At 67.4% G+C, this 11,343-nt stretch carries 13 protein-coding genes; 4 read left to right on the top strand and 9 right to left on the bottom strand.

Annotated elements, in window-relative coordinates:
* Positions 1-47: 47 nt before the first annotated feature.
* Positions 48-221 (bottom strand): 50S ribosomal protein L32, encoded by a 174-nt coding sequence (gene rpmF, locus ACH46_RS04270; protein ID WP_062391833.1) that lies wholly within the window; start codon positions 219-221, stop codon positions 48-50.
* A gap of 393 nt (positions 222-614) precedes the next feature.
* Here rpmF and ACH46_RS04265 point away from each other — a divergent pair, with 393 nt between their 5' ends.
* From ACH46_RS04265 to ACH46_RS04255, 3 genes are all read left to right on the top strand, one after another.
* Entirely contained in the window at positions 615-1,547 is a 933-nt protein-coding gene (locus tag ACH46_RS04265; RefSeq protein ID WP_062391832.1) for an AEC family transporter, read from the top strand.
* A 158-nt stretch (positions 1,548-1,705) separates the two neighbouring features.
* Positions 1,706-2,752 (top strand): type IV toxin-antitoxin system AbiEi family antitoxin, encoded by a 1,047-nt coding sequence (locus ACH46_RS04260; protein ID WP_062391831.1) that lies wholly within the window; start codon positions 1,706-1,708, stop codon positions 2,750-2,752.
* Complete coding sequence (locus ACH46_RS04255; protein WP_062391830.1) at positions 2,715-3,527, top strand: hypothetical protein; 813 nt, start codon at positions 2,715-2,717, stop codon at positions 3,525-3,527. Before ACH46_RS04260 ends, ACH46_RS04255 begins: the two co-directional genes overlap by 38 nt.
* Before the next feature lie 107 nt (positions 3,528-3,634).
* On the opposite strand, the gene ACH46_RS04250 is transcribed toward ACH46_RS04255, so the two are convergent.
* The 4 genes from ACH46_RS04250 to ACH46_RS04235 are packed head-to-tail and all read right to left on the bottom strand — an operon-like array spanning position 3,635 to position 8,284.
* Complete coding sequence (locus tag ACH46_RS04250) at positions 3,635-4,228, bottom strand: DUF1707 SHOCT-like domain-containing protein (RefSeq protein ID WP_062391829.1); 594 nt, start codon at positions 4,226-4,228, stop codon at positions 3,635-3,637.
* Positions 4,229-4,238: 10 nt separating this feature from the next.
* The gene (gene mug, locus ACH46_RS04245; RefSeq protein WP_062391828.1) at positions 4,239-4,820 is read right to left on the bottom strand and encodes a G/U mismatch-specific DNA glycosylase; all 582 of its coding nucleotides are present in this window, start codon (positions 4,818-4,820) and stop codon (positions 4,239-4,241) included.
* Positions 4,820-6,808 carry a VWA domain-containing protein gene (locus tag ACH46_RS04240; RefSeq protein WP_062391827.1) on the bottom strand — a complete coding sequence of 663 codons (1,989 nt, stop codon included), beginning with the start codon at positions 6,806-6,808 and terminating at the stop codon, positions 4,820-4,822. Before ACH46_RS04240 ends, mug begins: the two co-directional genes overlap by 1 nt.
* 36 nt (positions 6,809-6,844) lie before the next feature.
* On the bottom strand, positions 6,845-8,284 hold the full coding sequence (locus ACH46_RS04235) for a sigma 54-interacting transcriptional regulator (RefSeq protein ID WP_226995759.1): 1,440 nt from the start codon (positions 8,282-8,284) through the stop codon (positions 6,845-6,847).
* 102 nt (positions 8,285-8,386) lie between these two features.
* On the opposite strand from ACH46_RS04235, the gene ACH46_RS04230 reads away from it, so the two are divergent.
* The gene (locus ACH46_RS04230) at positions 8,387-8,980 is read left to right on the top strand and encodes a TIGR03086 family metal-binding protein (RefSeq protein ID WP_062391825.1); all 594 of its coding nucleotides are present in this window, start codon (positions 8,387-8,389) and stop codon (positions 8,978-8,980) included.
* Between the two features lie 42 nt (positions 8,981-9,022).
* Here ACH46_RS04230 and ACH46_RS04225 read toward each other — a convergent pair whose 3' ends face one another.
* The 4 genes from ACH46_RS04225 to ACH46_RS04210 form a co-directional block, all read right to left on the bottom strand.
* Positions 9,023-9,586, bottom strand: a complete 564-nt coding sequence (locus ACH46_RS04225) for a DinB family protein (protein WP_062391824.1) — start codon at positions 9,584-9,586, stop codon at positions 9,023-9,025.
* A complete protein-coding gene (locus ACH46_RS04220) occupies positions 9,583-10,077 on the bottom strand; it encodes an SRPBCC domain-containing protein (protein WP_062391823.1) in 495 nt (164 codons plus the stop codon). Before ACH46_RS04220 ends, ACH46_RS04225 begins: the two co-directional genes overlap by 4 nt.
* Positions 10,074-10,430, bottom strand: a complete 357-nt coding sequence (locus tag ACH46_RS04215; RefSeq protein ID WP_062391822.1) for an ArsR/SmtB family transcription factor — start codon at positions 10,428-10,430, stop codon at positions 10,074-10,076. The genes ACH46_RS04220 and ACH46_RS04215 overlap by 4 nt, the downstream gene beginning before the upstream one ends.
* Before the next feature lie 76 nt (positions 10,431-10,506).
* Positions 10,507-11,283 (bottom strand): TauD/TfdA dioxygenase family protein, encoded by a 777-nt coding sequence (locus tag ACH46_RS04210; protein WP_226995758.1) that lies wholly within the window; start codon positions 11,281-11,283, stop codon positions 10,507-10,509.
* Between the last annotated feature and the right edge of the window lie 60 nt (positions 11,284-11,343).

The following is an 11,343-nucleotide window of genomic DNA, read 5'->3' as shown; positions in this document are numbered from 1 at the left end:
GCGATTTCTCGCCGGTCACAGTCGTTTGGGTTTGCTAGCGCGCAGGCTCAGCGACGGTCGAGGTCGACCAGTCCGAGCTTGACCGCCTTCACGAGGCGGCGCGGGATGCGCTGCGAAACGCCGTTGATCTTCTCTTCCTGCAGGGCGACGTTGTCTGCCTTCCACTGCGAACGACGGCTGCGGGTGTTGGCCCGCGACATCCGGCGCTTGGGTACTGCCATGGTTCCAGCCCTTCTCTACCTTGCGGGTGGGTTCGGGCTTGAATCCCGACCCGCCTGACCCGCTGATCGCTTTGCCACCACGGCATAGCGACCGCGGCACACAACCTGACTAGGTTAACCGGCGGACCCCGTCGAACGCAAAGCGGAGCACTGCGACACTGCGTGGTGGTGAGGATTTCGGCGGCGGAGAATCGCCTCCTCGACAGTCCACGCTCCTCGGCTAGGGCCTCGTCCCTGCGGAGAGCTCGTCGAGCGATTCTCCGCCGCCGAAATCCTCACCGCTCGCGCTGACACGTCAGGACAGCGTTCGAGCTGTCTGCCTCGTGCGCGCCCGAATTCTCGACAGACACCCGCGAATTCTCGACAAGCACCCAGCCAGGCATACTTCAACCAGTGCAAGGCGTCATCTCCGGGTTCACCGTCATCTTCATCGTGGTAGCCCTCGGCTACATCCTGGGCCGCACGGGAGTGCTCGGCGAGCAGGCGTCGTCGGTCCTGTCGCGCGTCGTCTTCTTCGTCTGCACGCCCGCACTGCTGATTCACGCGTTGGCGACGAGCGACCTGTCGGCCGTCTTCTCCTCCACCTTGGCGATCGCGTCGGCGACGGCGCTGATCATCGGCGCTGTGTACGCACTGCTCGCCAAGTTCTGGCTGGGGCGCGCGGTTCCGGAGATGGTGATCGGCGCGCTGTCGTCGTCGTACGTGAACAGTGTGAATCTGGGGCTGCCGATCGCGATCTTCGTGCTCGACGACGCGTCGTTCATCGCACCGCTGCTGCTGTTCCAGATCGTCTTCTATTCCCCCGTCGCGCTCGCGGCGCTGGACATCACCGCGCTCCCGGCGGATCGGCGGACCTCGACGCTGAAGACGGCGCTGGTTCCGCTGCGCAATCCGATTCTGATCGGCGGCGTCGTCGGTCTGGTGATCTCGGTGGTCGGCTGGGTGCCGCCGAAGCCGATCATGGAGCCGTTGAACATGCTCGGGCAGGCGTCGGTGCCGCTCGCCCTGCTGGTCTTCGGCCTGACGCTGACCGGGGTGCGCGTGTTCAAGAAGGGCGAGAGCCCGCGCCGCGACATCGTCCTGGCGGCGGTGATGAAGATGGCGGCGATGCCGCTGCTGGCGTACGCGATCTCCCGCTGGGGTTTCGGTTTGACGGGCCATCATCTGTTCGCGCAGGTGGTGATCGCGGCGCTGCCGACCGCGCAGAACGTGCTGGTGTACGCGACGCGGTATCAACGCGGCGAGGTGCTGGCCCGCGATTCCGCGTTGGTGACGACGCTGCTGTCGATCCCGGTGATCGCGGTGGCCGCGGTGACGTTGGCGTGACGCAGCAGACAGGAGATCGACCTTGTTCAGTATTTCATCGTTTTCAGAAATATTGAACGACTAAGAATAATGAACATAAATGGCTTCTACCTGGTCATTTACTGAACAGAACGCTCTTTGTGTTCATTATTTCTGCATATTCAGCTAAACTGAACAGCATGTTCACCGAACATAGGACCCAGACCCTGGCAGCCTGCGCCAGGCATCTGTCGGACTTCGGCCTGGCCGCTGAGGGCCTCCTCGACTCGGAGGACGCCCTCAGCCCGCGCCTGACACTCCATTTCAAGGACGGCCGACGAGAGATCGACGTCGAGGCCCACTACCGGCCGACGATAACCGCGGACGCCGCCTTTCAGTTCGCTCACTCGTCTCGTTCACGCCGAGTGCTCATCATCGCCGATCGAATCCACGGCCGCACCGCCGACACAATACGAGACACCGGCATCTGGTACATCGACAGCGCCGGAAACGCATACATCAGGGACAGCGACCTCATCATCGACGTTCGTGGACGCCGCCCAACTGTCGGGTCGCCACCCACCGCAGCACTGGACACGATTGAAGCTCCAGCCAATACGAACCTCTTCAGCACCGTCCGCTCCCAGATCATCTGCGCAATCCTGACCAGGCCAGACTTACTGAACCAACCGTATCGAGTGCTCGCCGAACACTCCGGCGCCTCACTCGGTGCCACCAAGGCCACGGTCGACCTCCTGTCGGACAGCGGGTTCGTCGAACGCTTCGGACGAAAGACCACCCTGGCGCGAGGTCCGGAACTCCTCGATTCCTGGGCTCAGGCGTATCCGAACGGACTCGGACGCAGCAACGAGATGATGCGGTTCGAAGCCGATCCAACCGCTTGGCACGCACCAGACTCCCTGATCTGGGCCGTCAGTGGCGAGCAGGCGGCACCCGAGATCATCCGAAACCCGCAGACCCTGACGCTGTATGTGAAGACCCCCGGCCGAGAGATTCCAGCCGACATCATCATCGCAAACCGTTGGCGCAAGTCACCGACCGGTTCAATCCACGTTTCGCGGATGTTCTGGACCGACCTTCCTGGATTCCGCGACATGAAGACGGCACCGGCCCCACTGGTGTTCGCCGATCTGCTGGCTTCCCGCGAAGCCCGCCAAATCGAAGCTGCCAACGACCTGAGGAGATTCGATGTTCGATTCGAGTCGCTGCGACCCACGCGCCTATGACGACCTCGTGTCCGTCATCGTCGAATTATCCAGATTCATCACCGCCGACCATTTGATGGTGGTGGGAGCCCGATGTCGAGACGCTCTCCACACAGCCTACGGCTGCACCCAAGCGCTGCGAGGAACCACCGACGCCGACGTCGCGCTCGCGCTGTCGAACTGGCAGACGTTCGAAGCGATCCGCGCCGAGTTCGCACCCATAGGACAGTCGGGGCATCGGTTCTCAATCCTCTCAATCCCCGTGGACGTCATCCCCTTCGGCCCCATCGAATCACCACGCGGCAGCTCATCGCACCCACCGCACGACCTGACCATGAACGTGCACGGCTTCGCTGACGCGCACGCCCGGGCGTGGACACTACAGGTCGACGACGGCCTCGACCTCCGATTCCCACCGCTGGGAGGCTACGCCGCATTGAAGTCGCATGCGTGGCTCGACAGAGGCGCCGAGAACCGGACGGACAAGGACGGCCCCGACCTCGGATTAACCGTCCACTGGATCGCCAACGATATCGCGACACTCTACGACGCTCACTCCGACGTCGTGACCCAGTACGAGTTCGACACGGAAGTCGCGGCCGCGCATCTCGTCGGAGCTGAAATGCGCGCCGTCCTCAGTGCGACTGAGCGCCAGTGTCTCCAGGATCGATTCGATAGCGCTGATCTCGAACATCTTGCCGCGCACATTCGGCCTCCCGACTGCACCTGGCCGGTTGAGAACGACCTCAGTATCATCAACGCCATTGTCTCAGGTCTCCGAGACGGATCCCGCTGAGCGAGTTGAGTCAACTGCTCTGACGTCAGCCGCTTGCTTCGGTTCCATTGCAGGTGCGCAGCGCGTGAGGCCGACTCAAACATCCGGACGCGCACCGCCGGCCCCGTTCACCCCTCGCGACGCCGCACGCCGACACCGCCCATGAAGGCGAAGCCGCCGATGACGACGCGGGGTGCGCCGTCGTTGCCGGGTCCGGCGCCGCGACCGCCGAAGCCGCCCATGATGCCGATGCCGTGGATCTCGACGGTCACGTCGTGCGGGACGGTGATCTCGATGCCGCCCATCACAGCACGGCAGTGGATCTCGAGGACGGGCGCGGTGAACTCGACGTTCCGCAAGTCCAGTTCCACGCCGCCCATGAATGCAGTGGCGGCGAGGGAGGTGCCGACGACGGCACGACCGCCGATCTCGCGGCCACCGAAGATCGCGGTGGCCGTGGTGACCGGGCGGGCGCCGGAGGCACTGATCCTGGTCGGGTTGTGCGGCAGGTCGACGGCTGCGGAACGGAGTTGGTCGAGCGGAAGATCGTTGACGAGGAGGTCGAGCTCGCCGCGCGTCTTGGCGTTCACCGCCTGACCGGCGCGCTCGGAGTACTCCTCGGGCGTCAGCGCACCTTGCGACATCGCGGCTGACAGAAGACTGTGGGTGCGTTCGCGGTCCGCATCGCTGGCTCGGACGTCGCGCGGTTCGAGGTCGCTCATACGACCGACACTAACGACTATTCCGGAGATCCGGGACCCCTGCGGCATCTGCGGCCTCCCGGTAGGCGACGGCCAGGCTCGCGACCGTCTCGTGCGCGTTGAGGCCGCTGGGGTTCGGCAGCACCCAGAGGCGTGCACCGCCGATGGTCGTGTCCTGTTCTCCGACGGTCGCCTTCCGTTCCCCGAAGGCGTCGCGGTAGGCGGTGACCCCGAGGATCGCGAGGACCCGCGGTCGCACCCGTTCGGCGGTGCGCACCAGTGCGCGGCCGCCGTCGACCAGTTCCTGTCGGGTGAGGTCGGAGGCCTTCGCGGTGGCGCGCGACACCACGTTGGTGATGCCGAGGCCCGCGTCGAAGAGCGCGCGGGCGTCGTCGTCGCGCATCCCCTGCGACGCGTCGATGACGTGGTCGACGATGCCGGCGGCGTGCAGTGCCGGGTAGAAGCGGTTGCCGCGGCGCGCGAAGTGCGCGCCGGTGGCCGCCGTCCAGAGGCCGGGGTTGATGCCGGCGATGAGGAGTCGGCAGTCGGGCCCGATGAAGTCCGGGACGGTGGTGCCGGTGAAGGCCAGGAGTTCGTCGCGAGTGAAGCGCACTACCGCGCCCGACGCGAACGCAGGTAGTCGCCGATGACCGCGGCCCCGAGCCCGTCGAGGTCGGGTGCCACTACGCGACCGCCGATGCGGCGGGCGATCTGGTCGATGAACCGGGCGAGGCCGGGGTCGTCGCCCAGCCGGAAGAACGTGACCTGCGTGCCCATCCGCGAGAGATGATCGAGCTCGGCGACGGTGAGGCCGATGGTCCGCGGGTGCGGCGGGTAGTAGAAGAAGTCCTCGCCGTTCGCCTCCAGATGGGCGGTGGGTTCGCCGTCGGTGACGATGAGGACGACCGGCTGCGCGTTCGGGAAGCGCCGCAGATGCCGCTGCGCCAGCAGGAGACCGTGGTGCAGGTTGGTGCCCTGCTCCATCCGCGGCTCCAGGCCCGTCAGCGTCTCGACGGTGGTGTCGCGGGCGACGCGGCCGAACTCGATCAGGTGCAGTTCGTCGGCGCGGAAACGGGTGGAGATCAGCTGGTTGAGCGCGAGCGCGGTCCGCTTCATCGGCGTCCACCTGCCCTCCATCACCATGGAGAACGACGTGTCGACCAGCAGCACCACCGCGGCCTGCGTGCGGGCCTCGGTCTCGATGACCTCGATGTCGTCGACGCCGATCCGAACACCTCCGCCGGCGCGCAGGTCGGCGGCTGCAGACGGGTTCTCGGCGACGGTGCGGAGCACGGCGTTGGTGACGGTGCGGGTGACGTTCCACGGCTGGGTGTCGCCGAACTGCCATTCGCGACTGCTACCGGTCGGCTCGCCGAGGCGCCCGGCGAGGTCGGTCTGGCGGTCGCCGCCGCGCGCGGAGAGCTGCTGGGCGATGTCGCGGAGAATCGCCTGCCCGAGCCTGCGCATCGCCTTCGGGCTGAGTCGCAGCTGCCCGTCCTGATTGCGGTCGAAGAAGCCCTGCTCGTGCATCGCACGGTCGAGTTCGGCGAGGGTGCGGGCGTCGGCCGCGGCTTCGTCACCGAGCTGCCGGGCCAGCGCGTCGAGGTCGATGTCCTCCAACTGCGCGCCCGCATATCCCTGCGACAGCTGCTCGGCGAGATTCTCCAGGTCGGCGATGTCGCGGAGGGCTGCGGCGCCCTCGCCGAGGCCCATCGGTTGATCGCCGGAGAAGCGTTGGCCGCCGTCCCAGTCCAGGTCGGGGCGCGCCTCGCGGAGCGCGCTGTCCATCTGCGACAGCTGCGACATCAACTGCGGTGAGCCGAACGCCTGGGCCGAGAGTTCGGCGAGTTCGGCCTGCTGTTCGGGGGTCAGCGAGTTGAAGAACTGCTGGGCGGCGGCGGATCGTCGTGCCAGGGCGTCGACGAGCTCCTCGGTGTTCTCCGGATTCTCCGGGAAGTACTCGCCGTGCTTGTCCATGAACTCGGCGAACTGCTCGGTGGTGTCCTCACCGCGGTTGTGCGCCGCGAGGAGGTCGTTGAGGTCGTCGAGCATCTCGGAGATCTGCTGCCGGTCCTCGTCGGTGGCGCCCTCGAGGGCCTGCTTCATGCCGGCGAAGCGCTGGTCCAGGACTTCGCGGCCGAGGAGGTCGGAGATCTTCTCGTAGTCGGCGCGGGCCTCCGGGCTGCGCCAGTCGTAGTCGGCGAGTTCTTTGACGGCCTGCGCGGTGGAGGCGGGGAGGTTCTCGATCTGCATCTCGGCGAAGCGGGCGTCGTCGTCGAGGTCGCGGGCCAACTGCTTGCGTTCGTTGAGGACCGCGGAGTCCAGGAGTTCGCGGATCTCGTCGAAGGTGCCGTCGAGGTTCCGGTTGCGGAGCAGTTCCCGGCGACGCTTGTTCGCCATCTCGGCGAGGCGGTCCAGGCCGCGCATGTTCTCGCTGCCGCGCCGCAGGAACTCCCGCAGCGCGCGTTCGGGCGACGCGCCGGACATGACGTCGTCGCCGATCGCCTCCAGCGCCTCGCGGAGGTCGACCGGCGGTGCCAGCGGGTCCGGCCCGCCGGTGTAGCGCCGGTAGGCGGAGCGGTGCGAACTGCGTCTGGTCATGGCCTCGTCCGTGTCTTGCCGGTCCCGATCGTCGTGCTAATCCTCGTCGGCGTCGGGGCGTTCGACGAGGTAGGCGGTGCGCCCGAACTCGTCGGTGTCCTTGCCGATGCGTCGAGCCAGGTAGAGGCCCTCCAGGGCGAGCTCGGCGGCGCTGGCGCGTTCGGCGTCCGCGGTGACGTCGAGTCGTTCGGCGATCTCGTCGAGCAGGACGGAGACGGCGTCGTCGTCGCCGAGCGCGGTGAGGACCTCGTCGGCCGGCACCCGGTCGCCGGTGAGGACCTCCTCGCCGGCTTCGAGCGCCAGGACCAGCGGACGCATGTCGACGCCCGCCAGGTGAGCGCGGACCGTGTCGGCGACCGACTTGCGCAGCAGGTAGTCGAGGATCTCCATCTCCCGACCCTCTTCGCCGGACTCGAACTCCACCTTGCCGCGCAGCACCTCGATGACCGACTGGAGGTCGACCGGACGCGCGACGGGGAACTCCTCCCCCGCCACCGCGGACCGGTGCAGGGCGGCCGCCGCGACGGTCTCGGCGCCGGCGATCGAGAAGCGCGCGGAGACGCCCGACCGCTGGTCGATGGACGGGTGCTCGCGGGCGTACCGGGTGAACCGCGCGAGGACCTCGATCAAGTAGGTCGGGACCGAGGCGACGAGATCGGCCTCCTGCTCGATGACGTCGATCTCGTCTTCCAGATCCAGCGGATAGTGCGTGCGGATCTCGGCGCCGAAGCGGTCCTTGAGCGGGGTGATGATGCGACCGCGGTTGGTGTAGTCCTCGGGATTCGCGCTGGCGGCGACGAGGACGTCGAGCGGAAGTCGGAGGCTGTAGCCGCGGACCTGGACGTCGCGCTCCTCCATCACGTTCAGCATCGACACCTGAATGCGTTCGGCGAGGTCGGGGAGCTCGTTGATCGCGATGATGCCGCGGTGGGCGCGCGGGATGAGTCCGAAGGCGATGGTCTCCGGGTCGCCCAGACTGCGGCCCTGCGCCACCTTCATCGGGTCGATGTCGCCGACCAGGTCGGCGACCGAGGTGTCCGGGGTCGCGAGCTTCTCGCTGTACCGCTCGCTGCGGTGGCGCCAGGCGATCGGGAGGTCGTCGCCGAGTTCGGCCGCGCGCCGGATCGAGGCCGGAAGGATCGGACGGTACGGGTGCTCGCCGAGCTCGGAGCCCGCGATGACCGGGGTCCACTCGTCGAGCAGGCCCGACAGAGTACGGAGCAGACGCGTCTTGCCCTGGCCGCGTTCGCCGAGCATCACGATGTCGTGCCCGGCGATCAGTGCTCGTTCGAGCTGCGGGATCACGGTGTCCTCGAAGCCGACGATGCCGTCCCACGGATCGTCCCCGGCGCGGAGCGCGGCGAGCAGGTTGTTACGGATCTCGTCGCGGATCTCGCGTTCCACATGTCCCGAGGCGCGGAGTTCGCCGAGGGTCGTCAGAGCCGGTGCAGGAGTGTCGATATCAGTGACAGCCACGTGATCCACGCTACCCGGAATCGGCGGGCGACCGGCGAACGCGGCGCGAATCGTCGTAGGCCTCGCCTACCCTTGTTTCAAGCCGTCGAACAAGGAGACCCCATGACCTGGAACGCATTGGACACCTACGAGAACGGCCTCCGGTTCTTCAGCGACGTCGTCGCCGCGGTCCCGGCGGAGCGCTGGTCGGCGGACTCGCCGTGCGCGGGGTGGACGGCGCTCGACGTGCTCGGGCACGTCGGCGAGGCGACGTCGATCGGGGCCCGCATCCTCCGCGGTGACGAGATGAGCCTCCAGCGCAGCGATCCGCCCTCGTCGGCCGTCGACGGCGACCCGGCGGTGTGGTGGGCGATGACCGCCGCCGACGCGCAGGATTCCCTCGCGCACGCCACCGACCTGGATCGCGAGGTCGACAGCCCGGTCGGCCGTCGGACCGTCCGCGACGGTCTGTCGTTCCCGGCGGTCGACCTGTTCATCCACGGTTGGGACCTCGCGGCCGCCTCGGGTCGGTCGGTCCGATTTCCGGACGAGGCCGTCGAATTCATCCGCGGCGTGTTCGCGCACGTTCCCGACGAGGTGACGCGTCGACCCGGAGTGTTCAGCGCCGCGGTCGGTGTGCCCGACGACAGCGACGCCACCGATCAGGTGCTGGGTTTCGCGGGGAGGGATCCGGCGTGGGTCCCCACCGCCGGTTGAGTTGAGCGAGCCGCAGCGAGTCGAAACCACGCGGCTGACGAGTCAGTCCTCGGCGAAGGCAGGATCCCGCCCGATGAAGGCCGCCAGGCGCACGACGGCGTCGGCGCTGTCCGGGGCGGGAACCGCCGGTCCGTACTGCCCGGACGACCGCAGCACGTCCTCCATGGCCGCCAGCCCGGTGAGGAGTTGCTCGGCGTAGTCCTGGTCGAGGTCGGGCCTACGACCGCCGGCCTGCGCGAGATCCCAGGTGTGCATGAAGACGTCAGCCGTGTAGAACCGGTCGACGGCATCGGCGAGCGGAAGCGTCCCGATCATCGGGTGGCTGAATTCCACGTCGCCGCGCGCGAAGAGCTCCTGCACGCGCGCCGAATGCGCCGTCCACGCAGCGACCGGATCGTCCCCGAGCGCCGTGGGCTCCAGCTCGACGCCGCCACCGGCGAGGAAGCCGGGGAACCAGTCCAGGAGATGACCGACCACATCGCGCGCCGCCCAGTCCGCGACCGGCGACTGCGCATCCCAGTCCGCGGTCGCCCGCGCCTCCTGCGCGAAGCCCTCCGCAATCACACGGTGCCGCTCGGCCGGCGAAAGATCCCCGAGCACGGTCACGCCGTCACCTCGCCGGACTCGAGGAGCCGATCGAGCTTCCGGTAGCCGTCGACGACGCCCGTCTCCATGCCCGACCGGAGCCAGGCGTCGCGCGATTCGAGGGACTCGCACAGCGACTGCGCTTCGAGTCGGGTGCGGCCGTCGCCGAGGTCGACGAAGCGCAGGGATTCGAGAGACACGTCGTCCGGCATGCCCTCGTAGGTGAAGGTCTGGATGATCAAGGTGTCACTGACGGTGTGGAAGCAACCGCGGAAGCGGTACTCCTCGCCGTCGTGCTCGGAGACGTAGCGCCACTCGCCGCCGTCGCGCGCATCCCAGACGATGCTGCGGGAGACGATGCCGCCCGGCCCCACCCAACGCAGGTAGAGGTCGGGGTCGAGGTGTGCCTTGGCCAGTTGCGCAGGAGTGGCGTGGAAGTCGCGGGTGACCCTGATGATCGGCAGGGTGGGGTCGGCTTCGATCGCCGCTTCGGCGTAGATGTCGGTGTTCATGATGCCGTTCCTTCGGATCGGTGAGGGAGGTCGCGGTCGGCCATCTCGGCGAGCACCGCGTCGAGCCGTTGGTATCGCGCCTCTGCCTGGCGTCGGTACCGCTCGATCCATTTGGTCATCAGGTCGAAGACCTCCGCTTCGAGGTGAACCGGTCGACGTCTGCCTGCTCCGCTGCGCGATACGAGACCGGACTGCTCGAGCACCTTGAGGTGCTTGGAGACGGCCTGCACGCTGACGTCGTAGGGCTCGGCGAGCTCCCCGACCGTCGCGTCGGCGACGGTGAGCCGCGCGACGATGTCGCGCCGCAGCGGATCCGCCAGCGCGGAGAAGACCAGGGACAGCTCGTCGGACACCTCGAACTCCTTAATCAACCAAATGGTTGATTACAAGTAGACGGCGGTTCCGATCAGTTGTCAACCGTTTGGTTGATCAACTTTCGCGGCGTCCACCGCGGACCCCCGCCGGTACCTCACCGCACAGATTCACGCAGTGCATCCGGCGGCGGCCGACGTAGTCGCGATTGACGTAGCGCAGCGTCGACCGCGCATCCCACAGCACCACGTCACCCAGACGCCAGCGATGCCGGACGATGTGTTCCGGCCTGGTCAGATGGGCGTAGAAGACCTCGAGCAGGGCGCGACTCTCGTCGTCGGACACCCCCTCGATGTGCGAGGTGTACACCGGGTTCACGAACAGGCTGCGCCGCCCGGACTCGGGGTGCACACGGACGACGGGGTGGCGCGTCGGCCCACGGTCCGCGCCATCGTCGTGCACAGCAATCAGACCGTCGGCCAATCGTCGATCCGCATCCGACAGCGACTCATAGGCGGCCTCACCGTCGGCCCAGCTGGTGTCGCCGCCGAGGCCCGGGAGAATCACCGGGCGGACGATCGACGCGGCCGGGGGTGTCACCAGGAAACTCTCGTCCGATCGCCAGCCGTGCACGGGCAGCCGATCGTCGCTGTCGAGCACGTCAACCTCCCCTGGCTCCCCATCGCCGAGCCGCAGCGCGAAGTGAAGATGCTGGTCGTCCTCGAGGTTCTGGTTGCGCAACACCAGCACCTTGTGTTCCGTCAGGGCCGTACGAATCGCCGCGACCTGCGCGTTGGTCGCGAACAGAATGTCGATGTCGGAGATCTCCGCGCCGATCGTCGGCCCCAGCGGGTGGATGTCCAGAGCGACGGCACGCGCGAGATCGATGGTCATGGGGCACATGATCCCGACGTACACCCCACCCGGCCAGGCAAAAAATCACCACGATTCTAA

Source organism: Gordonia phthalatica (genome assembly GCF_001305675.1).
Lineage (GTDB): Bacteria > Actinomycetota > Actinomycetes > Mycobacteriales > Mycobacteriaceae > Gordonia > Gordonia phthalatica.
Note: the sequence above shows the minus strand (reverse complement) of the source record. Positions and strands in the feature narration are given on the sequence as shown.